At 62.8% G+C, this 23355-nt stretch carries 24 protein-coding genes and 6 pseudogenes; 18 read left to right on the top strand and 12 right to left on the bottom strand.

What is annotated here, in order from left to right; all coding sequences use genetic code 11:
* The first annotated feature begins 7 nt into the window (after positions 1-7).
* The 10 genes from F1640_RS03870 (at position 8) to F1640_RS03825 (ending at position 8925) form a co-directional block, all read left to right on the top strand.
* Complete coding sequence (locus F1640_RS03870) at positions 8-496, top strand: helix-turn-helix domain-containing protein (RefSeq protein WP_194917855.1); 489 nt, start codon at positions 8-10, stop codon at positions 494-496.
* Positions 471-788: an IclR family transcriptional regulator C-terminal domain-containing protein gene (locus tag F1640_RS03865; RefSeq protein ID WP_194917853.1), complete on the top strand. Its 318-nt coding sequence runs from the start codon at positions 471-473 to the stop codon at positions 786-788. Before F1640_RS03870 ends, F1640_RS03865 begins: the two co-directional genes overlap by 26 nt.
* 101 nt (positions 789-889) lie before the next feature.
* Positions 890-2377 carry a 4-hydroxyphenylacetate 3-hydroxylase family protein gene (locus F1640_RS03860; RefSeq protein WP_194917851.1) on the top strand — a complete coding sequence of 496 codons (1488 nt, stop codon included), beginning with the start codon at positions 890-892 and terminating at the stop codon, positions 2375-2377.
* Complete coding sequence (locus F1640_RS03855; protein WP_206694625.1) at positions 2374-2874, top strand: flavin reductase family protein; 501 nt, start codon at positions 2374-2376, stop codon at positions 2872-2874. The genes F1640_RS03860 and F1640_RS03855 overlap by 4 nt, the downstream gene beginning before the upstream one ends.
* A gap of 30 nt (positions 2875-2904) precedes the next feature.
* Positions 2905-3792 carry an alpha/beta fold hydrolase gene (locus tag F1640_RS03850; RefSeq protein ID WP_194917849.1) on the top strand — a complete coding sequence of 296 codons (888 nt, stop codon included), beginning with the start codon at positions 2905-2907 and terminating at the stop codon, positions 3790-3792.
* 2 nt (positions 3793-3794) lie between these two features.
* Positions 3795-4742: a 3-carboxyethylcatechol 2,3-dioxygenase gene (locus F1640_RS03845; RefSeq protein ID WP_194917847.1), complete on the top strand. Its 948-nt coding sequence runs from the start codon at positions 3795-3797 to the stop codon at positions 4740-4742.
* Positions 4743-4803: 61 nt separating this feature from the next.
* The gene (locus F1640_RS03840) at positions 4804-5463 is read left to right on the top strand and encodes a TonB-dependent receptor plug domain-containing protein (protein ID WP_194917845.1); all 660 of its coding nucleotides are present in this window, start codon (positions 4804-4806) and stop codon (positions 5461-5463) included.
* Positions 5464-5482: 19 nt separating this feature from the next.
* Complete coding sequence (locus F1640_RS03835; protein WP_206694624.1) at positions 5483-7057, top strand: TonB-dependent receptor domain-containing protein; 1575 nt, start codon at positions 5483-5485, stop codon at positions 7055-7057.
* 24 nt (positions 7058-7081) lie between these two features.
* Positions 7082-8302: an NAD(P)/FAD-dependent oxidoreductase gene (locus F1640_RS03830; protein ID WP_255530213.1), complete on the top strand. Its 1221-nt coding sequence runs from the start codon at positions 7082-7084 to the stop codon at positions 8300-8302.
* A 149-nt stretch (positions 8303-8451) separates the two neighbouring features.
* Positions 8452-8925 carry a transposase gene (locus F1640_RS03825; RefSeq protein ID WP_255530212.1) on the top strand — a complete coding sequence of 158 codons (474 nt, stop codon included), beginning with the start codon at positions 8452-8454 and terminating at the stop codon, positions 8923-8925.
* 63 nt (positions 8926-8988) lie between these two features.
* Here the strand turns inward: F1640_RS03825 and F1640_RS25080 are convergent.
* Positions 8989-9207: pseudogene (locus F1640_RS25080) on the bottom strand (IS5/IS1182 family transposase); the annotation flags it as partial.
* Between the two features lie 65 nt (positions 9208-9272).
* On the opposite strand from F1640_RS25080, the pseudogene F1640_RS03815 reads away from it, so the two are divergent.
* Positions 9273-10641, top strand: a pseudogene (locus F1640_RS03815) (IS66 family transposase).
* Between the two features lie 71 nt (positions 10642-10712).
* Here F1640_RS03815 and F1640_RS03810 read toward each other — a convergent pair.
* From F1640_RS03810 to F1640_RS03800, 3 genes are read right to left on the bottom strand one after another with little or no spacing between them, the layout of a single operon-like run.
* Positions 10713-11102, bottom strand: coding sequence for a hypothetical protein (locus tag F1640_RS03810; protein WP_052192316.1), 390 nt, complete (start codon positions 11100-11102; stop codon positions 10713-10715).
* Positions 11056-11439, bottom strand: a complete 384-nt coding sequence (locus F1640_RS03805; RefSeq protein ID WP_194917841.1) for a hypothetical protein — start codon at positions 11437-11439, stop codon at positions 11056-11058. Before F1640_RS03805 ends, F1640_RS03810 begins: the two co-directional genes overlap by 47 nt.
* Positions 11436-11759 carry a hypothetical protein gene (locus tag F1640_RS03800; protein WP_194917838.1) on the bottom strand — a complete coding sequence of 108 codons (324 nt, stop codon included), beginning with the start codon at positions 11757-11759 and terminating at the stop codon, positions 11436-11438. Before F1640_RS03800 ends, F1640_RS03805 begins: the two co-directional genes overlap by 4 nt.
* Before the next feature lie 204 nt (positions 11760-11963).
* Here F1640_RS03800 and F1640_RS25970 point away from each other — a divergent pair, with 204 nt between their 5' ends.
* Both F1640_RS25970 and F1640_RS25965 read left to right on the top strand, forming a co-directional pair.
* Positions 11964-12287, top strand: coding sequence for a hypothetical protein (locus tag F1640_RS25970; RefSeq protein ID WP_206694623.1), 324 nt, complete (start codon positions 11964-11966; stop codon positions 12285-12287).
* Positions 12271-12627 carry a transposase gene (locus F1640_RS25965; RefSeq protein WP_206694622.1) on the top strand — a complete coding sequence of 119 codons (357 nt, stop codon included), beginning with the start codon at positions 12271-12273 and terminating at the stop codon, positions 12625-12627. Before F1640_RS25970 ends, F1640_RS25965 begins: the two co-directional genes overlap by 17 nt.
* 216 nt (positions 12628-12843) lie before the next feature.
* Here the strand turns inward: F1640_RS25965 and F1640_RS03790 are convergent, their stop codons facing one another.
* Positions 12844-13140 carry a hypothetical protein gene (locus F1640_RS03790; protein WP_194917836.1) on the bottom strand — a complete coding sequence of 99 codons (297 nt, stop codon included), beginning with the start codon at positions 13138-13140 and terminating at the stop codon, positions 12844-12846.
* Positions 13140-13355: pseudogene (locus F1640_RS03785) on the bottom strand (transposase domain-containing protein); the annotation flags it as partial. The pseudogene F1640_RS03785 and the gene F1640_RS03790, both read right to left, overlap by 1 nt.
* Positions 13356-13528: 173 nt before the next feature.
* Here F1640_RS03785 and F1640_RS03780 point away from each other — a divergent pair.
* Genes F1640_RS03780 through F1640_RS03770 form a run of 3 tightly spaced genes read left to right on the top strand, consistent with a single transcriptional unit; the run spans position 13529 to position 16726 of the window.
* The gene (locus F1640_RS03780) at positions 13529-14770 is read left to right on the top strand and encodes a tyrosine-type recombinase/integrase (protein ID WP_194917834.1); all 1242 of its coding nucleotides are present in this window, start codon (positions 13529-13531) and stop codon (positions 14768-14770) included.
* A complete protein-coding gene (locus F1640_RS03775) occupies positions 14770-15726 on the top strand; it encodes a tyrosine-type recombinase/integrase (protein ID WP_206694621.1) in 957 nt (318 codons plus the stop codon). The genes F1640_RS03780 and F1640_RS03775 overlap by 1 nt, the downstream gene beginning before the upstream one ends.
* A complete protein-coding gene (locus F1640_RS03770; protein ID WP_194917832.1) occupies positions 15719-16726 on the top strand; it encodes a tyrosine-type recombinase/integrase in 1008 nt (335 codons plus the stop codon). Before F1640_RS03775 ends, F1640_RS03770 begins: the two co-directional genes overlap by 8 nt.
* An 85-nt stretch (positions 16727-16811) precedes the next feature.
* On the opposite strand, the pseudogene F1640_RS03765 reads toward F1640_RS03770, so the two are convergent.
* A pseudogene (locus F1640_RS03765) lies at positions 16812-17120 on the bottom strand (transposase); the annotation flags it as partial.
* Between the two features lie 191 nt (positions 17121-17311).
* Here F1640_RS03765 and istA point away from each other — a divergent pair.
* Positions 17312-18838 carry an IS21 family transposase gene (gene istA, locus F1640_RS03760; protein WP_194917528.1) on the top strand — a complete coding sequence of 509 codons (1527 nt, stop codon included), beginning with the start codon at positions 17312-17314 and terminating at the stop codon, positions 18836-18838.
* Positions 18839-18849: 11 nt separating this feature from the next.
* On the top strand, positions 18850-19590 hold the full coding sequence (istB, locus tag F1640_RS03755) for an IS21-like element helper ATPase IstB (protein ID WP_194921074.1): 741 nt from the start codon (positions 18850-18852) through the stop codon (positions 19588-19590).
* 124 nt (positions 19591-19714) lie between these two features.
* Here istB and F1640_RS03750 read toward each other — a convergent pair.
* The 5 genes and pseudogenes from F1640_RS03750 to F1640_RS03735 all read right to left on the bottom strand — a co-directional run.
* A pseudogene (locus tag F1640_RS03750) lies at positions 19715-20494 on the bottom strand (IS66 family transposase); the annotation flags it as partial.
* 12 nt (positions 20495-20506) lie between these two features.
* Positions 20507-20815, bottom strand: a pseudogene (locus tag F1640_RS25960) (transposase); the annotation flags it as partial.
* A 63-nt stretch (positions 20816-20878) separates the two neighbouring features.
* On the bottom strand, positions 20879-21136 hold the full coding sequence (tnpB, locus tag F1640_RS03745) for an IS66 family insertion sequence element accessory protein TnpB (RefSeq protein WP_255530210.1): 258 nt from the start codon (positions 21134-21136) through the stop codon (positions 20879-20881).
* Positions 21105-23195 carry a recombinase family protein gene (locus F1640_RS03740; protein ID WP_194917827.1) on the bottom strand — a complete coding sequence of 697 codons (2091 nt, stop codon included), beginning with the start codon at positions 23193-23195 and terminating at the stop codon, positions 21105-21107. Before F1640_RS03740 ends, tnpB begins: the two co-directional genes overlap by 32 nt.
* Entirely contained in the window at positions 23173-23352 is a 180-nt protein-coding gene (locus tag F1640_RS03735; RefSeq protein ID WP_194917825.1) for a hypothetical protein, read from the bottom strand. Before F1640_RS03735 ends, F1640_RS03740 begins: the two co-directional genes overlap by 23 nt.
* Positions 23353-23355: the final 3 nt, after the last annotated feature.

Genomic DNA, 23355 nt, shown 5'->3' with positions numbered 1-23355 from the left:
CATACTGATGGCCGAGCCGAACCGCCCCTATCGAGAGGTTCGGGCTCTGGAACGCGGGCTCGCGCTGCTGGACGCGATGGCGGACATGGGCTGGTCATCGCCGACCGCGCTCGCAAACCGGGCCGGCATCGACCGGTCCAGCGCCTATCGGTTGCTGGCGACATTGGCCGCGGCAGGGTTCGCCCTGCGCCGCGACGACGGTCGCTATTATCTGGCGCCGAAGGTGCAACGGATCGGGCTGGAGATTCGGCAAGACGATCTTGAACTGCAGGCCGCACAGTCTGAGTTGGATGTGCTTGTCGTCCGAATCGGCTGGCCGAGCGACTACGCCGTCATCAAGGACGGGCGCCTGACGATCGCCGCTTCCACGCACCCGCGGACTACAATGACGGTTTTTCGCCGGCTCATCGGACAGCATCGCCCCCTGCTGCGCTCTGCCCTGGGCCGTGCGATGCTGGCGGCAATGGACGATGGGCAGCTTGCGCAAAACGCTTGAACTGGTGCGCGCCGCAGCGGGGGAAGACGCTAGTGAGATCGCAGTTGATGGCGCAGTTACCCGGGCCATTGAGCAGGCGCGGCGGGATGGATTCGGCGCCAGCCATGGCCTGATTGAATCCGGTACTAGCGCAATCGCACTCCCGGTGCGCCGAGACGCGAATGTTATCGGTGCGGTCAACATCGTTTTCTTTTCTTCGGTGCTGACGCCGGCGGTCGCGGCAGCTCGGTTTCTGCAGCCGTTGCGCGACTGCGTCGAGCGGCTCGAAGCGAGAATCGGTTTCCTCAACTGACTGTTCACCAGACGAACAGTCTGGAAGTTCGGCTTGGGGCAACCAGTCGCCCGGGATTAGATACTCTCAGGTACGGTGTTTCGATCGGCGGGAGAGAGTGGATGGGTGTGCGGACCGGGGCCGAGTATCTGCAGGGGTTGCGATCGAGTCCGCGCGACGTATGGGTTGGCGGTCAGCGAGTCGACAACGTCGCCGATCACCCGGCGTTCTGCGCGGTCGCGCGCGAGATCGCGGCGCTGTATGACATGCAGCACCAGCCCGAGCATCGCGACAGCCTGACCGCGCTCGACGCTGTCACCGGCGAGCGCTGCGGAATCGCGTTCGAGCCCGCGCAGACCGTCGACGACCTGCGCAGGCGGCGCGAAGGGTTCAGGCTTTGGGCGGAGGCGAGCGTCGGCCTGCTCGGGCGGTCCCCCGATTTCCTCAATACCACCCTGCTGGCGCTCTGGGAGGACCGGAGCGTCTTTGGCGAGGCCGGCGAGCGATATGCGGACAGCGTCGCGTGGTATTACGATCATGTCCGCCGCCACGACCTGTTTCTCAGCCATGCGCTGGTCCCGCCGCAGAACGATCGCACCAAACAGAGCCACGAACAGGGCGCACTTCATCTGCGTGTCACCGGAGAGGAAGATGGCGGGATCCGCATCAGCGGCGCCCGGATGATCGCCACGCTGGGGCCTGTCGCAGATGAAATCCTGCTGTACAATTTGCCCGGGATGAAGCCCGGCGACGAGGACCACGCGCTGATCTGCGCGGTCCCCGCCAGTGCGCCGGGCCTTCGCCAGATCTGCCGCCAGCCCTACGTTATCGCAGGGGAGCGTGCTTCGTTCGACCATCCGCTTTCGACCCGGTTCGAGGAAAACGACTCGCTTCTGGTGTTCCATGACGTGTTCGTGCCGTGGCAACGGGTTTTTAGCTACCGCAACGTTAAATTGTCGGGGGAGATGTATTTCCGCACCGCGATCCGCAATCACACGGCGTACCAGACCAATACACGCGCCTTGGCGAAAATGCAGTTCGCCACCGGCCTCGCCATGGCGGTTGCCCGATCGATCGGTGCCGACACCTTCCTGCATGTGCAGCACATGCTGGGGGAATGCATCGGCTATGTCGAGCATCTCAAGAGCGGATTGGCACGCGCCGAGGTCGAGGCGGAGCGAACCGCGAGCGGTACGCTCCGGCCTGCGCTCGCGCCGCTCCAGACGCTGCGGACGATGCTGCCGCAAGCCTATCCGCGCGTGATCGAAATCCTCCAGACGATCGGCGCCGGCGGGTTCATGCTGATGCCGTCGGGCGCCGATCTGGCGGCGGAGGAGATCGCCGGAGATACCGCGACCTATTATGCCGGCGCGCAGCTGCCGTCGATCGATCGGGTGAAGCTGTTCAAGCTCGCCTGGGATCTGGCCGGCGAGGCGTTTGGCCAGCGGCTCGTCCAGTATGAGCGCTATTATGCAGGCGATCCCGTCCGCAACATCGCCGGCACCTATCTGGCGGTTGACGACACCGATTACCGGCGGTTGGTGGATGCGGCTCTGGCGCTGGCAGGGGAGCCGCAACCCGCAGGGGCCGCGCCAGGATCGGGGGCGTGAACGGCCGGTCCGAGGGGCAGGCTTCACCCTGCGTTAGCGCGGATTCGTTCCGCGGCGCGATGGCGTGCCTGGCCAGTGGTGTGACCGTGATCTCCACTCGGGACGCGCAGGGCGCGCCCCACGGCGTCACCGTCAGTTCGTTCGTTTCGCTGTCACTCGATCCGCCGCTGGTGCAGTGGAGCCTGCGTCGAACGGCGCCCTCTTATGCGGTTTTCAGCAAGGCGCGCCACTTCGCGGCCAACATCCTGGCCGCTGACCAGGAGGAAGTGTCCCGGCGATTCTGCGCTCCGGTCGATCGCTTCGCTGCGCTCCGTGCGGCGACCGGCATGGCAGACATACCCCTGTTGCCGGGTGCGCTCGCATGGATCGAATGCGAGAGGGTCGACGAGTTTCCCGGCGGTGATCACGCGATCTTTCTGGGCCGCGTAATGCACGCGCGCCACCACGACAGGCCGCCGCTCGTCCACTGGCGAGGTGGCTATCACAACATCGCCTGACCCCCGCAGCAACGATAACAGGATACGCCAATGGAAACGCCGTACCACAGCATCTGGACCGATCTCGGTCCCACCGAGTTCCGCCAGGGCTTCATCGACGCCGGCGGTGTCCGAACGCGGTTCATCAGCGCCGGCGACAGCGACAAGCCGCTGCTGCTGCTGCTCCATGGCACCGGCGGCCATGCGGAAGCCTATGTGCGCAACTTCGCCGCGCATGCGGAGCACTTCTGGACCGTGGCGATCGACAGCGTTGGGCATGGCTGGAGCGACAAGCCGACCGGCGGTTATGAAATTTGCGATTACGCGAGGCACGTGCTGGCAGCGATGAAAGCGCTCGGGCGCGAGCGGGCGCACGTCTCGGGCGAATCGCTCGGAGGCTGGATCGCGACTTATCTTGCGGTGAACCACCCGGATGCGGTGGACCGGGTCGTGCTCAATACCGCGGGCGGCTGGACCGCGCACACGGAGGTGATGGAGCGGATCAGGCGCTTGTCGATGCGGGCGGTGGAGCATCCCGATCCTGCGATGATTCGCGAGCGCCTCGAGATGCTGATGCACGACAAGACCAAGGTCACCGACGATCTCGTCGAGGTGCGCCGGCGCATCTACAGCCAGCCGGGTTTCGCAGCTGTGATGCGCGAGATCCTGTGCCTTCAGGACATGGAGATCCGGCGGCGCAATATGGTCGCGCCCGAACAATATGCGTCGATCAAGGCGCCAACGCTGGTGTTGTGGACCTCGCATGATCCCACCGCGACCGCAGTCGAAGGCAAGCAGATCGCCGACATGATTCCGGGCAGCCAGTTCGCCGTGATGAACGAGTGTGGGCACTGGCCGCAATATGAGGATGCGGACACGTTCAACCGTATCCACCTGGCGTTCCTGCTCGGTCGCGACGCCGGCGTCGGGGGAGAATAGCGATGCCGTTCGCCCTCGCCTGTGCCTCGCACTCCCCCGTCATGCTCAACCCGGAACTCGCGGACGATGCCACTTGCATGGCGGTGAAGGCGTCTTTCGACCGGATGGCCAACTTCGTCGAAGACTTTGCCCCCGATCACATCATCCAGTTCGCGCCTGACCATTTTCACGGTTTCAACTACGGTCTGATGCCGAGCTTCTGCGTTGGGACGGCTGCGCGTTCCTATGGTGACTGGGCAACGTCAGACGAACCGCTGAAGGTCGATGAAGTGTTCGCGCTGCAGGTGCTCGACGCGGTACGTGCAGGAGACGTGGACGCAGCGCTTTCCTACGCGATGGTGGTTGATCACGGCTTCGTGCAGATGTGGGAACTGATGCTCGGCCGGGCGGACCGCTATCCCGTTGTGCCGATCTTCGTGAACTGCGCCGCCCCGCCGCTGCCGACCTATCGCCGCGCGCGTCTGCTGGGTGAAGCGGTAGGACGTTTCGCGCGACGCTGCAGCCTGCGCATCCTGTTCGCCGCATCGGGCGGGCTGTCCCACGACCCCTTGGTGCCCCAGATCGCTGGCGCGAGCCCGGAAGTGCGGGCCCGCCTGACCGGGGCGGCAGCGCTGACCCGTGACGAGCAGCGAGCACGGGAAACTAAGGTTCTTGCCGTCGCAGCGGACGCCGCGCGCGGGGAGGGGCCGGTACGGCCGCTCAATCCCGCCTGGGACGCTTGTGTCCTGGAAATGATCGCGGCGCAGGACTGGGAGGCTCTCGACGCCTTGGATACCGCGGCGGTCGACGCGGTCGCGGGTTCGGGAGCCAACGAACTCTTGGCATGGGTCGCCGCGTCCGCGGCGATGGGAGCAACGGGTCAATACCGTGTCGCACAGAAAGAATATCGGCCGGCGCCGGGATGGATCTCTGGTGTCGCGCACCTCACCGCCACGGGCGAGCAAACATAAGTATTGACAAGAATGGACCATAAACATACGCCGCCGTATTGACGAGCGGGAAGTCCGCCGGATGAGCTGCGCGTATCTTGGTGTTGCCCAACGAGGCAAAGGGGAGAGGAATATGGGAATGCAGGTTCTGAAGCGGCCGTTCGCATTATTTTGCGCGGTGAGTTTCCCGGCGATCGCGCAGGCGCAAGCGGTCGCGCCAGTTCCTTCCGCTGCGGCCACGCCGCAGGACACGCCAGCGGCTCCCGCCGCGACCCCGCCCGATAACAGCGGCATTGCCGACATCGTGGTCACCGCTACGCGCCGTGAAGAACGGCTTCAAAACATTCCAGTGACGGTGACGGCGATCGGTGGCGACGCACTCGAAAATTCGGGCGTGCGCGAGGTCCGCAGCCTTACCCAGATCATTCCGGCATTCAACGGCGGTCGTAACCAGAACGTGATGCAGCCGAGCATTCGCGGAGTCGGTTCGGCAGGGAATTCTACCGGGGACGAGAGTAATGTCGCGATCTACGTCGATGGCGTCTATCAGGCGGACCCATATTCGACGCAGATCGACCTCGTCCAGGTCGAGCGGGTCGAGGTGTTGCGCGGCCCGCAGGGCACCGTGTTCGGGCCGCAATGCCACTGGCGGGCTGGTCAACGTCATCACGCCGGATCCCAGTTTCACGACGAGTGGCCGGATCGCCGCGCGCTACGGTCGCTCCCGAGAAGAGGCGAATGACGTCGATGTTCGCGGTTATGTGACCGGAGGGCTTGGCAAAACAGTCGCAGCCGATCTTGCGGTGTTATACCGCAAGAGCGACGGTTACATCAGTGACCTCAACACCGGTGGGACGTTGGGCGCTGCGCGGACGATTTCGCTACGCAGCAAGCTAATGTTCGAACCCAGCGATTCGGCAAAAATCATCCTGACCGCGGCGTATGTCGATTCGAAAGATCAGGTGGCGTCGCAGCAGCCGTTCCGGGGAAACACCGCCGGTGCGCCATTTCCGGGAGTGATTATTCCTGACCAGGCTTGGGAGGCATCGCTCAATGGGCGCGGGAGATCCGACTACAACCGGTTCGATCTGTCGCTGCGCACGCAGTTCGATCTGGGCGGCGTGAACCTGGAGACTACCGGCGCCTTCATGACGACGCGTGTCAATCAATACGCCGATTCGGACGCCTCGAACATTCTGCTGGGCTATACTGACATGCGGGTCCGGCCCAAGACGTATAGCCAGGAGGTGCGGCTGCTTTCCACCGGTGTCGGGCGGTTCAAATGGATCCTCGGAGCCTATGCGTTTCGCCTGACCGGCGAACAGCCGGTGTTCATCTACAGCGCGGTATCTCCCACTGCGGTGCCGAGCCAAACACTACTTGAGCCGAAGGTCACGACAACCTCCTTTGCGGGCTTTGCGGAGGGCACTTACGAGATCGTCGATTCGCTCTTTCTGACCGGCGGTGTGCGCTACACGACCGAGAAACGGACATTCGAGCAATCGGTCAATGGCACACCGCTGCCGTTCGGCACCGCCCGCAAATCATTTAACAAATTTACCTATCGCGCTGCGCTGCGATATAATTTTGCCGATCACGCCAATGTGTACGCAAGCTACGGCACCGGCTTCAAGAGCGGGGTGTTCAACACTTTCGGCACGTCGCCGATCGCGGTGAATCCGGAGTCGATCAAGGCGGCCGAAATCGGGTTGAAGGTCGACCCCGCGTCATGGCTCAGGACCAACCTTTCGGCCTATCGCTATGACTATAGCGACCTGCAGGTGACGGCGCGTTCGGCCAGCAATGCTTTCATTTTGCAGAATGCGGCGACGGCGAAGATCTACGGCGGGGAGCTGGAAGTCACCGTTGTCCCCATACGCGACCTCAACCTCCGCGCGTCCGCGGTCTACACACATGCCGAGTATGACAAGTTTCCGCAGGCCCAGGTCTTCATCCCCAAGTCAACCGGCGGCAATATCGTTAGCTCCGCAGATGTTTCTGGCAAATGGATGATCCGCACGCCGCGCTATACCTTCAATCTGGGCGGCACGTATGGCGTCGACATCGGCAAAAGCCGCCTCACCGCGAGCGCGAACCTGTTCCACAGCGGCAAGGTCTATTACGACTTCCTTAATTCGCTGGTGCAGAATTCCTATACGATGCTGTCCGGGGAGATCGGCTTGCGCCTTCCCGGCGAGAAGATCAGCTTCAATTTGTTTGCCAGCAATCTGACGAACGCGAAGGTGGCGCAGCAAATCTCCCCGGGTCCGCTTGGCACCTATATCATCTACGAACGTCCGCGGCGCGTCGGCATCGGTGCGGAAATCCGCTTCTAGGTAGCGGGGACCGACGAGGCCGGCATGACCATGATCGGAACGATCGCTATAGTCGGCGCCAATCTTGCCGGCGCTCAGGCGGCGGCCGCCGTCCGCTCCGGCGGGTTCGAGGGGCGCGTCGTCCTGATCGGCGAGGAGCCGTGGCGGCCCTATCAACGGCCGATGCTGTCCAAAGAATGGTTGCGGTCGGACACGGTGCCGGCGGGGTTCGAGCTTCGAGACGAGCGGTGGTACGACGACAATCAGATCGACCTGATACTCGGGACGAGGGTCGAGGCGCTGGACCGTGCCGGGGGCCAACTGCGGCTGGCCGACAGCCGCTGCATCCCGGCAGATCGGGTCCTGCTGGCCACCGGCGCGCGGGCGCGCAGGCTCAATCTTCCGGGCGCGGATGCGGCTAACGTGCATCACCTCAGGACCCGCGCCGATGCGGACGACCTGCGCGCGGCGCTTCGGCCGGGGGCCGCGATCGTCGTGGTGGGGATGGGCGTGATCGGCGCGGAGGTCGCGGCGAGTGCCGTCCAGGCCGGATGTCGGGTCACCGCCGTGGAACCGGGCGGCGCGGCCATGCTGCGCACGCTGGGTGGCCGTTTCGGAGGGTGGTTATCGGAACTCCACAGGGCGCGGGGCGTGACCGCGCATTACGGAGTGGGCGTCTCTGCGCTGGAGCGGGAAGGCGGTACGGTACGCACCGTGATCCTGACCAACGGCGTGCGGCTGGAATCGGACGCCGTGGTGGTGGGCATCGGCGTCGATCCCAACGTCGAACTCGCGGCGGCCGCAGGCCTCCGTGTGGCCAACGGGATCGTGGTCGATGCGCAGGGCCGGACGAGCGATCCCCATGTCTGGGCAGCGGGCGACGTGAGCAACCAGCCCGGCTTCTTCGGCACGCGGGTCAGGCTGGAGACCTTTCAGAACGCGGCTGGGCAGGCGGACGTCGCGGCCGCTGCAATATTGGGTGGCGCTGGCGGCTATGTTCAGCCCTGCTGGTTCTGGTCCGACCAGTACGATTTCAACATCCAGGTCGCTGGACGCATCGACGACAGCTTGAGGCTGATATTGCGCGGCGACTTGGAGGGCGACAGCTTTACTGCCCTCTTTCTCTCGGATAAAATTGTAGAAGGTGTTCTTACCGTCAACCGGGGCGCGGACATGGCGGTTGGCCGACGGCTAGTTGGCAGGCGCGCGGTCGTCAACCTTGCCGCCGCGGGTGACGTGCAGGTTCCGCTCCGGAGCCTGATTTAACAGGTCGCTATTTAGCCCCTGTGGAGGTGCCTTCCGCCCAAGTGCGAAGTCGACATAAGCTAAGAAGTCAGCAACCTGGGCACCTCCATTTACTTCTCGCCAAACGGCTGCGGGCATGATTCATTGCTGACGAGGATCGGGAGCATGGCATGCGGCAATCGGGACTTTTTGGCTTATCGGAGCATTTGAATCGGCTATCAGCGAATGGCGATCCGCTGGAGGAATTGAACGGGCTCATCGACTTTGAGATATTTCGCCCCGCTTTGGTAACGGCACTGTCCTACGGGGATGGCTCGCGGGGTGGTGGCAGGCCACCGTATGACGCGGTCCCGATGTTCAAAGTGTTGATCCTCGCGGCGCAGAACAACGTGAGCGACGCGCGCATGGAATATCTGATCCGCGACCGTTTGAGCTGGCTGCGTTTTCTTGGTTTCGATCTCGCCGCAGCGACGCCGGATGCCAACACAATCCGCATGTTCCGCGAGCGGCTGACCCATGCCGGGGCCATGGACCCGCTGTTTGCTGCCTTCGACCTGGAGCTCAAGACTCGCGGCTATCTTGTCGTCCGTGAAGAATGCGGTTTTGTGGAGTTCGCGCTGTCGCTGGAGAAAGTGTGGTTTTAAAATTCCCCGGTTTGATAGCGTGGCGCTTCAGGCGACGATTCTTGTTGGCAGGATGGCTGAGAACAGCGCCGTGATCAGCGCATGCCAAAAGGTAGTCAGCCATGCGATGAGCAGGCGCATGTTATGTCCGGCGGCGACCAGGATAGCGTTGATGGCGTCGCCGGTCGCGCCGGCCAGGTGATTGCGCTCGAGCAGTCCATCGCTCTTAGTATGGCCAATGATCGGCTCGACGGCATTGCGCCGACGCTGCTCCCGCTTGATTGTCGGTGACGCGATGCCACGTAATTGCTCACGGGGGTGGCAAAAAGGGGGTTGCGGCGAGACTCGGAATATGAGTCAAGATGCTCATGGAGCCGCCCTTTGGTTATCGCCTGACGGAAGCTGAGAAGGATGCGCTGCTGCTGGAGCAGGCGGCGGTGATCGAGCGCATGGCGGTTCGGATTTCGGAGCTTGAGGCGGCACTCAAAGGCAAGCCGAAGAAGACATCCTCGAACTCGCACACGCCGCCGTCTCAGGATGGTCCCGAGCGGCCGAACCGGAAGCGCAGCCCGATCCGACCGAAGCGGCCTCGCCCGTCACGGCCCGGTGTGTCCCGCCCGCTGAGCGAGAAGCCCGACAAGACGGAGCGGCGGATGGTTGGGGCCTGTCCGCATTGCGGGACGGACGTTTCGGGCGCGGTGCAGCGCTGCCGGCACCGTTATGATCATATCGATTTGCCGGCGATCCGGCCGGTGGTGACGCGGGTCGAACTGCTCGGTGGTCGCTGCAGCGACTGCGGGCGTCGCTACCGGGCCGAGGCGCCCGAGGGGATGGCGCCACGCAGCCGGGCACGCCGTTCGGGCCGGGCATCCGTTCGCTGCTGCTCTATCTTCATCACAGCCATCATGTGAGCTTCGAGCGGCTGTCGCGGATGATGGCCGAGTTGTTCGGCCTGAGCATTTCCGAGGGCGCCATCGCCAATGGTTTTCGCCGGGCCGGGGCCGCGCTGACGACGGCCCGCGCGGCGATCAAGGACAAGCTGCTGGCCGCGCGGATGATCGCTTCGGACGAAACCACGACCCGGATCGACGGCGTCACCCACTGGCAATGGGTGTTCCTGTCCGACCAGGCGGTGCTCCACGAGATCGCGCCGCGCCGGGCGCGAAGCGTCGCCGAGGAGGTGTTGGGCGACTATCGGCCCGAAGTCTGGGTCTCGGATCGCTATGCCGGCCAGCAGGAACTCGGGCAGCGACACCAGGTCTGCCTCGCTCATGTGCTGCGCGATGTCCAATATGCCATCGACTGCGGCGATACTGTGATCGCTCCCAAGATCCGCGACCATCTGCGATGGGCGATCCGCGTCGGCAAGCGACGATCCGAATTGAAGGACAGCACGCTCACCGCCTATGCCGGAAAGGCTGACCGCAAACTCGACGCGCTCGTCGCTGTGCCCGCCGCACATCCCGCCAGCCGCAAACTGCAACGCCAGATCAAGGCGTGGCGCACCAAGTTCTTCGTCTTCCTCGCCGACCGCGACGTGCCGCCCACCAACAACATCTCTGAACGGGAGATCAGGCCCTCCGTCGTCTTCCGAAAGGTGACCAACGGCTTCCGATCAGACTGGGGGCTCAGATCCATGCCGGATACCGCTCCGTCACCGGTACCGCTCGCCTCCACGGACAGCCGCACTGGAACGCCATCCGCGATCTCGTCGATGGAAACTTCGCCATCGCCTGATAATGCTCATCGCCACCCCCGTGAGCAATTACGATGCCACGGCTGTGGGCGATGTAAACCTGAGCTTTGCCTTAATGTTTGTGGCCCCGATAGCCTCGATCGACATAGGCGCGCTCAACAGCCACCCCGGTGAGGCGCTCGATTTGCGTGATCTGGCCGGTGAGCGTGTGACCATCATAGGGGCTGCCGGGCAGTGCCTGCATGCCGACAATGAACCGGCCGCCGGCGGACCGCGCGTTGGTGACGGCGATCGAGGTCTTCACGCCGAACTCATAGCGTGTCCTGGCTTTTCCCTTGGCGATGCATTCGACCTCCGGCGCGTGCAGGGCGTAGAGCTTGTCGGTGTCGCCTGCCTTCTGTGTCAGAATCCTGGCGATCCGCTCACGTGGCACCGCAAAGGCAGCTTCCAGCGTATTATGGCCGGCGATCTTGCGGCCGATGTCGCGATCGAGGCGACCCACCCAGCCAGGTCCGCATCTTGCGCACCCAGCGCATCGCTTGTTTGTGGCCGCGACCATGGATGAGCCGGGATACGTCACGCTTGGCGCGGCGTCCCACCCGAAGGAATGACTGGCGCAGTGGGATGCCGTGCTTCTTGGCGAGCCGATTGAGCAGTTCGATGCCGCGCATCAGCAGGTGGCTGTCGGTCGGATAGGCAACAGCCTTGGTCTGTACCGTCGTATCGAGCGTCACGCATTCAAAAGCCTGCGGTGTCACCGCGTTCGTGCGTATCGCAACGTCCAGCGTCTGCGCCAACAGCAACTCCAGCTTCTCCGGCCCGATCCGCCCGCGCGTCATCGATGAGCGATCCAGCGGCAGTTTGTGCTGAAAATACTGTTCGCCGCAGAAGTATTGGTAATAGGGGTTCTCGACTGCCGTTTGCACACCGCCTCGTCGAACAGGCCTTCCATGTGCTTCAAGAGATGCAGCCCGGCCAACAGTCGCGTGGGCAAGCCTGGCCGGCCCTTCTGCGTGTAGAACCGGCCAAACCCCTCGTCAAACTGCGACCAGTCAATCAGCTGCGCCGCCTTCACCAGCGGATGTTCCATGTCGATCATGTTTGTCAGCTGCATCCGAAACAGCTCGTCGTCGCGCAGCTTCGGCTTCTTCAGCGCCATTGCAAATACCCTCGTCATCTGGTCTGCGATGATAGAATCACAAAGCGTGCGCTCTCGAGGGGAATATCCTGCGCGCGCGCCCAAGCAAATTCGCAAGCTTTTCGGCCCAAATCTTCAGAACCTTGCGATTTGCATTACTTCATTCACGGCAAAACTCGCGCCTATCCGCGGGCTTCAGAATTCTTCACGGGCGACTATCTTGCCATGGGTGGGCAGATCGTGGATGCCACGCTGGTGGCCGCGCCCAAGCAGCGGAACACCGACGCCGAAAAGGCAGCAATCAAGGAAGGCAAGACTGCCGCCGAGATCTGGCCGGACGAACCTGCCCGAGCAGCGCAAAAGGATGTAGACGCGCGCTGGACGCTCAAGTTCGGCAAGGGCCGCCCGGCAGCTAACGGAAAGCCGCAGATCGACATCGCGATTCCCAGCTTTGGCTACAAAAGCAGCATCTCGATCTGCCGGGCCTTCGGCTTCATCCGCAAGGGCAAGGTCACCGATGGCGCGAAGTTCGATGGGCGCGCTGCGTGATGTAGTGACAAACGACAACACGGCTTCAGATGTCTGGGCCGACACGGCGTATCGCAGCCAGTCCAACGAGAAGTGGCTCAAAGCGCAGGGTCGGGTCAGCCGGGTCCATCGCCGCAAGCCCAGGGGCAAGCCGATGCCGGATCATATCCGGCGCGGGAATGCTACAAAGTCCAAGGTCCGCGCGCGGGTCGAGCATGTCTTTGCACAGCAAAAAGCCAAGATGGGCATGCTGATCCGCACCATCGGCATCAAGCGCGCCGAGGCCAAAATCACGCTCGTCAATTTGGCGTACAACATGAACCGCCTGATCTTCCACGAACGGCGAGCGGCCATGGGATAGGTGTGCCTGGAAAACGGGGACTATGGCCAAGGGCAGAAGAAGATCGGCCAAATCGCGTACCAAAAGCCGAAATCCGCGACCAATCAGCCGAAAGACGTCAAAATGCTGTCAAATCGCGAGGTTGATGGAGGTGCCCACCTTCGCTTCGGCGCTTGATCGGGGTAGCTCTACCGTAAGACCGTATGTCCGGCTCGTTGTTAGGTAACCGTCCGATTGTTACCGCGGCTTATGTGCCTTGAAGCGCGAAGCGAGCTCGGGATCGTCGACAAAGTCATCGAGGAATTGGTGCCAGGCCTTGGTCGTGAGACGCGCCTCGCTTAGCATGTCCGTCAGTTCTTGCACGCCGTGATCGGTCAGCGCGGTGATGGCCTCCTCCGGACCGGTGTAGACGCTGACGATGGCGCCATAGGTGAGGTTGTCGTCGTTTGAAATGATGGCCTCCAGCAACTCCACGTTCTCGTCGAGTATCCTGGCGACATAGTCGAGGGTGAGGAAGGAGGTGACGGCGGCCATCAGGCGGCCAGTGCTTGCGGGACGGTGCGCGGCACCCAGTTCCAGGGTAACAGCTCGCCGATCCTGTTGATCTTGTGATCGTGGATGCGATTGAGCAGGTCGGTGATGTAGGCTTGTGGATCGAGGCCGTTCATTTTGGCGCTTTCGATCAGCGTCATGGCGCTGGCAAGGGTTTCGGCGCCTGTTTCGGAGCCGGCGAATAGCCAGTTCTTACGATTATGGAAAGGTATGCATAAGCGCAATTATGCGAAGCGCCGGATTATGCGCAGGTGCCGACGGCGGGTTGTGCCCAGTCCGCCATTTTTCGCCGCACATGTTGCAGCATGACTAACTTCAGCTGCACATAATACGCCTTCCTCTCCACCCACCATCTGGAGAGGAGCCTTTCATGAAGTCTGATCTATTGCAGCCGGGACCGCGTCGCTGGCTGGCGAACAGTGTCTTTGCGTCCGTGGAGGAGGAGTATGTCTCCTATCTTCGAGCGGGCCGATATCATCCGAACACAGTGCGAGTATATTTTGCTTGCGTCGCGCATTTCGGGAAGTGGGCGACCGAGGAAGGCTTGGACATCGCGCTGATCGATGAGGCGGCGCAACGACGGTTCCTGGATACCCATGTGCCATCTTGCGATTGCCCTTACCCGGTTCGCAAGCTGCGCCACGAGTTGCGCGTCGCTATCCGGCACCTTCTGCACGTGCTTCGTGCCCAAAGGCGGATTCCGGCGATCGAACAGAGGGGCCGGCTCGACGGTGAACTGGCAGCATTCGATCGTTACATGCGCGATGTCGGTGGTCTGGCGGACACGACGCGGCGGCAGCGGATCCATATCATTCGCCGGCTGCTCCTCGAGCGGTTCGGTGATGGCGAGATTGATCCTGAGAAGCTCGACCCGGCAGTCGTCCGGCGTTTTGTCCTCGGTGAAGGCCGTTGTTGGAGTGCTGGCGCCGTGCGTGTCGCCGGCGGCACAGTCGGTTGTTATTTCAAGTTTCGCAAGATGTTGGGTGATGATATCGGCCGACTCCTGCGGGCGATTCCGCGGGCCGCGCATTGGCGCCTAGCAGAGTTGCCCGACGTGCTATCGCCAAACGAGATTGACGCGGTTCTCGCATCATTCGACGATCATTTACCCTCACGGCGGCGCGCTTACGCGATGGTGAGATGCGTCACCGATCTCGGGCTCCGGTGTTCCGAAGTCGTAAAGCTTCGCCTCGACGACCTCGACTGGCGCAACGGGATCATTCGTATAGCCAGGACCAAGACGCATTTCACCGACAGCCTTCCATTGCCGACTGCCACCGGCGACGCCATCGCAGACTATTTGCGCCATGAGCGACCGAAGACCAGCAACCGTGCGATCTTCGTGCGCCATGTCGCGCCGTATGACGTCCCGATCAGGGCAGGCGTCGCCAAGCATGCGGTGATCGCAGCTTTCGTACGATGCGGATTGGATCGAACTGATCCCCACGTCCTTCGTCACAGCATCGCGAGCCGCCTGCTCGCCGACGGCACGCCCATGAAGCACATCGCCGATGTCTTGCGTCACCGTAGCCTCGACACGTCGAAGATCTATACCAAGATCGATCTTCGCCGCCTGTCGGCCGTGGCCATGCCCTGGCCAGGGAGGGCGTGATGATGACGATCACCATGACAGCGCAGGTAGAGGCCTATCTTGCTGAACGTACGACGCTGGGATTTCTTGGCGCCGGGCCGAACGCTAGCCAGCTTCGTTCGTTCGCCAGATTCTTCGACGACTCTGGCCACCGGAGTTCTCTCACATCGGACCTCGCGATCGAGTGGGCGAAGGGGCATGCTCGCAGTCGCGAGCCGAGGGCGTGGGCTCGCCGGCTCGATACACTTCGGCCCTTCGCCGCCTACCTTCTGCGGGAAGATCCGGCCACGGAGTTCCCGCAGACTCAGATATTCGGCAAGTCCCATCGCCGAGCCACGCCCCATATCTATACGGAAGACGAGATCTTGGCGTTGCTCGCAGCGGCACGCCGTCTCGATCCGGAAGGCGGGCTTCGACCCGCTGCGTTCGAAGCCTTTTACGGATTGATCGCCGCAACCGGCTTGCGCGTTTCCGAAGCGATCAAGCTGCGGTGCGCCGATGTGGACCTTGGAAGTCGATGCCTGACGGTCCGGATGACGAAGTTCAACAAATCGCGGCATGTGCCTTTCCACGCCACCGTCGCCGTCGCACTCGCCGATTATCTTCGCATGCGGGATCATTTTCTACCGCGCGTGGCTGAGGACACATTTTTCGTCTCGACCCCATCACGGTCGCTAAAAAAGCGCGCAGTACATTGGACCTTCCAGAAGTTGCGCAACGAAGCGGGCATCGTTGCCCGGGGTGCCTATCGCGACGTTCGTATCCATGACCTCAGGCACACGTTCATCTGCAGACGCATCCAACGGTGGCAAGCCGAAGGTGCTGATATCGACAATGCTATCGCGGCGCTCTCGACTTACGTTGGCCATGCAAAGGTATCGGACACCTATTGGTATTTGACCGGCATCCCGGATTTGATGGCCACCGCAGGCAACCGTTTTGAACACTTCGCTTTCGGGGAGGCAGCTCATGGCTGAGCTTACTCCCCCGACATTGCCGACGCTCGTCCAGCGCTTCTTTCTGGATCATCTCGGCGAGCAGCGTGCGGTCAGCGCTCAGACCGTAGCGGCATACCGGGATACCTTGCGCCTGCTCCTCAACTACGCGGCGGCAGCACTCCGTCGAACGCCCAGCGCCATCACTTTGCCCGATCTCGACGCGCCGTTGTTGCTCGCCTTCCTGGACCATCTCGAGAAGGATCGAGGCAACAGCGTTCGAAGCCGCAACGCACGTCTCGCCGCGATCAGGACGTTCCTTAAATATGCATCGCATCACGACCTTGCGTCGCTGGCGACGATCGAACGGGCGCTGGCGATCCCGCTCAAGCGGTTCGATCGATCAATGGTCGGGTTTTTGTCACGGCCCGAGATCAGCGCCATTCTCGAAGCACCTGACCGGCTTAGCTGGGCCGGACAACGCGACCGCGCCTTGTTCAGCATGATGTACAACACGGGCGCCCGCGTTTCCGAGATGATCGGCATGCGGTGCCGGGACGTTGTCCTTGAAGGACAGCCCGCCGCGCATCTGCGTGGCAAGGGCCGCAAAGAACGCAGTGTGCCGCTCTGGCGCCCAACTGCCGCGCTGATCAGGTCCTGGCGCCGCCAGATCGGCGATCCCTCGGGGGATAGTATCTTGTTTCCGAACCGAAGTGGCGGCCGCATGACCCGCTCGAACGTCACCCAGCGCTTGAACCTTGCCGTTGCGACTGCAGGTCGCAAGAATCCGGGGCTCCTTGACCGCCCAGTCACACCCCATACGGTTCGACACACAACGGCGATGCACCTGCTTCAATCGGGCGTCGACATCACCGTCATCGCCCTGTGGCTCGGTCATGAGGATACGGCAACGACGCATATGTACGTCGAAGCCGATCTCGCGATGAAGGAACAGGCTCTGATGAAGCTGCAACCAAGCGCCGCCGCGCCGGGGCGCTTCCGAGCCTCCGACAATCTGATGAGCTTCCTGCAGTCGTTGTGATTATGTGAAGTTTATGGCGGCGGGTCTGGTGCAACAACTGGACCCGCCGTCGGCACCTGCGCATAATCCGGCGCTTCGCATAATTCTTGCCCAGGCATATGGGCCGGACAGCCCGCTCGGCAGCGTTGTTGTCGATGGCGACGCGTCCATCGTCGAGAAACAAGCTGAAGGCGTGCCAGCGCCCCAGAGCGTAGCGAAAGGCTTTCGCCAGGTCTCCCTTGGTCGAGATACGGGTGAGTTGCTTCTCGGCCCAGCTATGCAGAGCCTCGAGCTTGGGTCGGCTCAGCTCCTGGCGTACTGCACGGCGGATATCGGCAGGCTTGCCCGCGATCTCGCGCTCAATGTCGTAGAGTTGCCCGATACGCTCGAGCGCCTCGTGCGCGATCTCGGATTTTTGTGACTGCGGATTCCGAGGTCATGCCGGCCACCATTCCGATTTGATCCCGGCCGGCATTCCGACCTGATCCCGGCCGGCATTCCGATTAATTCCCGGCCACCTGCCGGGGGATGAGAAGCCTGATCGTTGGGCCATCCTTGCGGCTGCGTGTGAGCCGGGAGGACTGGATGCCGACGAGGAGGCCGAAGATGCGCGATGTGCGCGAAGTATTGAGATTGCACCGGGAAGGCTGTGTCCCGATGCGCGAGGTGGCCCGTATGATGGGCATTGCACGCTCGACGGTGCGAGACATGGTGGTCCGCTTCGAGCGCTCGGGGCTTTCCTGGCCGGTTCCGGCCGAGATCAGCGACGCGGAACTGGAAGCCCGGCTTTATGGGCCTGCCGGGGTAAAGCCGGGCAGACGCAAGCAATCCGAGCCCGACTGGTCGGTGGTGGCACGCGAGCTGAAGCGCAAGCACGTGACGCTGCAGGTCCTGTGGGAAGAATACATCGCCGCTCATCCCGACGGTTATCGGTACAGTCGCTGGTGCGAGCTGTTCCGCAACTGGGAAGGCCGGTTGTCGCTGGTGATGCGCCAGAGCCATGCCGGCGGCGAGAAGCTGTTCGTCGACTACGCGGGCGACACTGTCCCGGTCGTGATCAACCGCCGGACCGGCGAGATCCGCGCCGCGCATCTGTTCGTGGCGGTGCTGGGCGGCTCGAGCCTGTCGTTCGCGTGCGCGACCTGGACGGAGCAGTTTGCTGACTGGGCCGAGGCCCACAACGCCGCGTTCGCGTTCTTCGGCGGCGTGCCGCGGTTGCTGGTGCCCGACAATGCCAAGGTCGCGGTGATCAAGGCCTGCAACTTCGATCCAATGGTCAACCGCAGCTACACCGACCTCGCCCGCCATTACGGTACGGCGGTGCTCCCGACACGAAGCCGGAAGCCGAGAGACAAGGCGAAAGTGGAGGCTTGCGTCGGCATCGTCGAAAGATGGGTGCTGGGCCGGCTGCGCAACCGGATCTTCTACAGTCTGGCCGAGGTCAATGCGGGCATTGCCGAGTGCCTTGCCGATCTCAACGACCGGCGCGTGCTACGCCAGTTCCAGAAGACCCGGCGCGAACTGTTCGATGAGGTTGACGCGCCCAACCTCAAACCGCTGCCTGCCGAGCCCTGGGTCCATGCCCAGTGGAAGCGCTGCCGGGTCGGGCTCGACTACCATATCGCGCTCGAGCAGCATCACTACTCGGTGCCGCATCGCTTCGCCCGCCGTGAGGTAGAAGCCCGCTTTACCGCACGCACTGTCGAGATCTTCCTGGGCGGCGAGCGCATTGCCGTTCACATGCGTGGCAGCGGAAATGGCCGGCACACGACTGTGCCCGAGCATATGCCCTCGAGCCACCGGCGCTATCTGGAATGGACGCCCGCGAAGATCCGCGACGAGGCGGCCCGGATCGGGCCGATGCTGTCGCTGTTGGTCGAGCGCATCATCAACGATCGGCCGCATCCCGAACAGGGATACCGCTCGTGCCTTGGCATCATCGGCTTGGCCAAGCGCTTCGGCGCCGATCGGCTTGAAGCCGCCGCGGTCCGCGCTCTGGAGATCCAGGCGCGCAATTATCCTTCCGTCAAATCGATCCTCGAAAAGGGGCTCGACAAGGTGCCCGTGTCCAAAGCCCCGGAGCGCGAGCCGATCCTGCACGACAACATCCGGGGCTCCCAATACTACCATTGAGAGGAACAATGATGCTCAGACACCCAACCCTTGATCAATTGAACCAGCTCGGCCTGACCGGCATGGCGCACGCCTTCGCCGACCTCGACAACAACGGCGATGCCGCCAGCCTGAACCACGCCGAATGGCTGGCGTTGCTGCTCGATCACGAGGCTACCTGGCGTAACGACCGGCGCCTCGCGCTGCGCCTGCGACACGCCAAGCTACGGCACCACGCTGTTCCCGAGGACGTCGATTACCGCGCTGCGCGCGGGCTCGACCGCCGGTTGTTCGAAATGCTGCTCAAGGGCAACTGGATCGCCGCCCACGAGAACTGCGCGATTATCGGGCCAGCAGGCGTCGGCAAAAGTTGGCTTGCCTGTGCAATCGGCCACCAGGCTTGCCGGGACAATCGCTCGGTGCTCTACACCCGCCTACCGCGCCTGATCGATGACTTGTCGCTGGCCAAGGGTGACGGCCGCATCGCGGCCCGAATGAAGAGCCTGGCGCGCGTCGACCTGCTCATCCTTGACGACTGGGGGCTTGAGCCGCTCGACGGCAATGCCCGTCATCACCTGCTCGAAATCCTCGAAGACCGTTACGGCCGTCGATCAACGTTGGTGACCAGCCAGCTCCCAGTAGCCAGCTGGTTCAATCTGATCGGCGACCCGACCTACGCCGATGCCATCCTCGATCGCCTCGTTCACAACGCCCATCGCCTAGAACTCTCCGGCGAATCCATGCGCCGAAATCTCCACGCTCAAGCCGCTTGACCCACTCAAAACCTGCATGCCAATAATTACCCACGATCTGGCTTCACCCGGCCGGCATCATATCGGAACAGTGACCGGGATCAGATCGGAATGGGCGGCCGGGATCGTCGGAATCAGCATGTGACGTCCAGATGTCATGAAAATCGCGTCGCCAGTGCGCAAAGCAGGCCGCTTCCCGGAAGCGAGGCTCACCATCCGCGACGGGTTCGTAGAGCTTTGCATAGCCTTTGTAGGCGTCGGCTTGAAGGATACCGCTCGCGCTGCCCAGGTGGGCCAGCACGTGCTCGGCTTTCCAGTTGGGCGCATAGCGGTAGACGACCCCAGGCGGCGCGGTACCGGCCCAAGGCCGCTGATCACAGACATAGCCCCAGATCCGGCCTTGCATCACACCCTTGCCGATCCCCTTGGCGCGTCGTTCCGGAGCCAGCACGCGGATCGGTGTGTCGTCGGCGTGCAGGATGTCGCTGCCCAGGACCGAGGCCTCGATCCGGTCGATCACCGGCTGCAGGATCCGCATCGAGCGACCACACCAGTCGGCCAGCGTGCTGCGTGGGATGTCGGCACCCATGCGCGCGAGGATCTCGTTCTGCCGGTACAGCGGCAAATGGTCGTCAAACTTCGAGACCAGCACGTGAGCCAGGAGACTTCCTCCAGCCATGCTGCCGGGGATCGGTCGGCTCGGGGCTGGCGCCTGGATCATCTTCTCGAAGCAACGGCAGGACTTCTTCGGGCGGGCGACTTCGATGATCTGGAGCTTTGCCGTGATCATCTCGAGGATCTCGCTCACGTCTTCGCCGACGAGACGCAGCTCGCCGCCGCACTCCGGACAGGTGCTGCCGGGGTCAAGTTCGTGGCGTTGGCGGGGCGTATCCGCCGAGACGCGTGGGCGCCGAGATGGACGCGGCCCGGGGGTGGTGTCGGGAGAAGCGGCTGCGGCTTGCGCCACGGAATCGTCCTGGTCGCTTGTCACGAGGCCCTTTTGCGCGATCGAGACAAGCGCGTCTTCGAGAGCGAACTCGAGTTGCTCGATCTCGCGTTCGATCTTCTCGGAGGATTTGCCGAAAGCCTGCTTCCTGAGCTTGGCGATCTGCAACCGCAGTGCCTGGACGACCAGATCATGGGCGCGCAGCGTCGTCGTCAGCTTCGTGTTCTGGGCCTGCAACTGGGCGATCATCGCCTTGAGGAGGGCCGGGTCTTCGGGAAGATCTGATGCCGCGTTCAGCATGGCTTTTCCTACAGGAAAACGGCCGCAAAGCCTAGCAAAACAGCCGCTTTCGCAGAAGAAAACTTACCCCGCGTGTGTCGGCGGCGCACCCCAGTTGGGGCGCCTCCAGTCGATCCCTTCCCACAGCATCGCGAGTTGGGCCGATGTCAGTCGCGCCGCGCCGTCAGCCGCAGAGGGCCAGGGAAAACGGCCGCGCTCCAGGATCTTGTAATAGAGGCAAAATCCCTGACCATCCCAGTAAAGCAGCTTCAGCCTGTCGCCCCACTGCGATTCATAATGCGTCACTCCGTCAGATGCCGGGAAGGCGGACAACCTTATCATACTGATAATCTTCATAATGTTTCGGACGCCGGTCGATCACTTGTTGCACCCCTATCTGGACCGTTTCCAAAGACAGCGCCTCGACCGGCACCAGCCAGGGCGACCCCTTCATGATCTGCTTGCCGGGCAGGATACCCTTTTCCGCCAACGTCCGCGCCGATCCGAGGCAGATGCCGAGATGTTCCGCGGCCTTCGCCAGGCTCATGTATTTTCCGTCGCTCTTGATGGCGTCGTATTCGGGTAGCCCGAGCCGTTCACGCATGTCGCGAACCCGCACGGTGGTCCAGGTTTCGCCATCACTCGTTTTACACAACATGCGATTGAGCGAGACCGCGAGTTCCCGGTCTGGCCAGTGGCCGGCCAGCCTACGAAGCGCCTCGACCGCGGTCGGGATATTGTCTTTTGGATAACGCCCGGTCTTAACCCGGGCCACACGGACCTCGCTGTGGCGCCCGCCGACCCAGTGTATGAGGAACACGGCCTCGCGCGTTTGGTCGTCGAGCTCGAAGGTGATCTCCTTGACCAGTGCGTGGATCAGCCGCTGCTTCGTCCGCGTGTCGGCCGACGGCGCGTTCCAGACGGCTGGAAGGTCCTGAGCGAGCTGGAGGAGCAGCGCACGATCGATCTTCGGCCGAGCCGCCACAGCAGCCCTCTTTTCTTCGACGCGCTTCTCGAGCTCCAGGATGCGCTCGAGGGCGGCATTCCAACGCGCTTCGAGCTCGCGCGCGACATGCCGTTTCGCGGGATCAACCAGCTCATATCGCCGTGCGGCGAGCGAGGCCTCATAACGTGCACCCTCAAGGTCGCGCTCGTTTGCGGCGATGATGTCGTTGGTCGAGCGCACCACCTGGTCGGACGCGAAGATCGCCGCCTCAACCGCCCGGTCGGACACTGCATCGAGACAGGCCATCGCGATGGCCTTGTCGACACGCACACCACCGATGCCGATACAGAGGCCGGCGCCAACATGGCCGTCATCGCCGCGGCACTGGTAACGGTGGGCGTTGCCCTTCGCCATTCCGTAAAATACGCGCATCATTCGCCCGCATCGACCGCAACGCATCAGCCCGGTCAGCAACGCCCGACCCCCGCGCCCAGACTTGCGATCGCAGTTCTTCTTCATATGAGCATTTTCGAGCAGGAGGCGCTGATTTTCCTCGAAGTCCTGCCAACTGATGTAGCCTGGATGATGATCGTGGATGAGCGTCGACCATTCTTCTCGCGGCTTCTTGTAGCCACTGATCTTGCGCGACCGTCCATCGACCACCTTGGTGCGCTGGCCCACCCGCCCGAACGCATAGGCACCGGCGTAGAGCGGATTGTGAAGGATCTGCATCACGCCATGATAGGCGGGCGGTTTCCACTCCATTTTGCAGACGTCGACGTTTCGGCGCATCACCGGCATCTTGATGCCGGCTATCCGAAGCCAGAGGAACACCTGGCGCGCGCTGCCGAGCTCTCTGAACTTGGCGAGCACGAGTCGTACTGCTTCCTGGACATGCTCGTCAGGATCAAGCTCGATCGATCCGGCCTCGCTCCAGCACAGGCCGGGTGGCAGCGCGAACCGATACTCCCCCCGGCGCACCTTGGCGTCCCGTGCGGCGAGCCCCCGCTGACGGATCAAGCTGAGCTCGTATTCCGACATCGTCCCTTTCAACCCGAGCAGCAGGCGATCATTGATGAGGCGCGGATCATATGTGCCGTCTGGATCGATAACCAGCGTTCCGGCGAGCGCGCACAGATCAATCAGATGGTGCCAGTCCCGGCCGTTCCGGGCAAGACGCGACGCTTCGATGCAGTAGACAGCGCCGATGTCGCCCGTGCAGACCAGCCCGACCAGCTTTTCAAAGCCCGGCCGCTCCATGCTGCCCGACCCCGAACGGCCAAGGTCCTCGTCGATTACCGTGACCGACGCGAAGCCGGTAGCGGTCGCGGCGGCGGCGAGATCATATTGACGGCGCTGGCTCTCCAGATTGCCGGTTACCTGCGCCATCGTCGATTGGCGCACGTAGACGATAGCCGCCCGCGAGAGATGCTCAGGCGTGATCCTGGTGGTCATCCACGCCTCCCTTTGCTGTCGCACCGACCGCCTCCAGCAGGAGGTCGGCCAGCGTCTCGACCACCCCCTTCGGACGCAGGTCGTCCAACGGTTTCGGCTCTGGTGGATCGAACTGCAGCTTGAGCTGCGACCGGTTCTGTTGTCGGATTGCTCGCACGTC

This window comes from Novosphingobium sp. NBM11, from assembly GCF_015390225.1.
Lineage (GTDB): Bacteria > Pseudomonadota > Alphaproteobacteria > Sphingomonadales > Sphingomonadaceae > Novosphingobium.
Note: the sequence above shows the minus strand (reverse complement) of the source record. Positions and strands in the feature narration are given on the sequence as shown.

Bases quoted from the DNA above. Each gene is read 5' to 3' on its own strand.
- F1640_RS03870 (WP_194917855.1), top strand. From the start codon at position 8: ATGGCCGAGCCGAACCGCCCCTATCGAGAGGTTCGGGCTCTGGAACGC.
- F1640_RS03865 (WP_194917853.1), top strand. From the start codon at position 471: ATGGGCAGCTTGCGCAAAACGCTTGAACTGGTGCGCGCCGCAGCGGGG.
- F1640_RS03860 (WP_194917851.1), top strand. From the start codon at position 890: ATGGGTGTGCGGACCGGGGCCGAGTATCTGCAGGGGTTGCGATCGAGT.
- F1640_RS03850 (WP_194917849.1), top strand. From the start codon at position 2,905: ATGGAAACGCCGTACCACAGCATCTGGACCGATCTCGGTCCCACCGAG.
- F1640_RS03845 (WP_194917847.1), top strand. From the start codon at position 3,795: ATGCCGTTCGCCCTCGCCTGTGCCTCGCACTCCCCCGTCATGCTCAAC.
- F1640_RS03840 (WP_194917845.1), top strand. From the start codon at position 4,804: ATGAGCTGCGCGTATCTTGGTGTTGCCCAACGAGGCAAAGGGGAGAGG.
- F1640_RS03830 (WP_255530213.1), top strand. From the start codon at position 7,082: ATGACCATGATCGGAACGATCGCTATAGTCGGCGCCAATCTTGCCGGC.
- F1640_RS03825 (WP_255530212.1), top strand. From the start codon at position 8,452: ATGCGGCAATCGGGACTTTTTGGCTTATCGGAGCATTTGAATCGGCTA.
- F1640_RS03805 (WP_194917841.1), bottom strand. From the start codon at position 11,439: ATGACGCGCGGGCGGATCGGGCCGGAGAAGCTGGAGTTGCTGTTGGCG.
- F1640_RS03800 (WP_194917838.1), bottom strand. From the start codon at position 11,759: ATGGCGCTGAAGAAGCCGAAGCTGCGCGACGACGAGCTGTTTCGGATG.
- F1640_RS25970 (WP_206694623.1), top strand. From the start codon at position 11,964: ATGGGTGGGCAGATCGTGGATGCCACGCTGGTGGCCGCGCCCAAGCAG.
- F1640_RS25965 (WP_206694622.1), top strand. From the start codon at position 12,271: ATGGGCGCGCTGCGTGATGTAGTGACAAACGACAACACGGCTTCAGAT.
- F1640_RS03790 (WP_194917836.1), bottom strand. From the start codon at position 13,140: ATGGCCGCCGTCACCTCCTTCCTCACCCTCGACTATGTCGCCAGGATA.
- F1640_RS03780 (WP_194917834.1), top strand. From the start codon at position 13,529: ATGAAGTCTGATCTATTGCAGCCGGGACCGCGTCGCTGGCTGGCGAAC.
- F1640_RS03775 (WP_206694621.1), top strand. From the start codon at position 14,770: ATGATGACGATCACCATGACAGCGCAGGTAGAGGCCTATCTTGCTGAA.
- F1640_RS03770 (WP_194917832.1), top strand. From the start codon at position 15,719: ATGGCTGAGCTTACTCCCCCGACATTGCCGACGCTCGTCCAGCGCTTC.
- istA (WP_194917528.1), top strand. From the start codon at position 17,312: ATGCGCGATGTGCGCGAAGTATTGAGATTGCACCGGGAAGGCTGTGTC.
- istB (WP_194921074.1), top strand. From the start codon at position 18,850: ATGCTCAGACACCCAACCCTTGATCAATTGAACCAGCTCGGCCTGACC.
- tnpB (WP_255530210.1), bottom strand. From the start codon at position 21,136: ATGATAAGGTTGTCCGCCTTCCCGGCATCTGACGGAGTGACGCATTAT.
- F1640_RS03740 (WP_194917827.1), bottom strand. From the start codon at position 23,195: ATGACCACCAGGATCACGCCTGAGCATCTCTCGCGGGCGGCTATCGTC.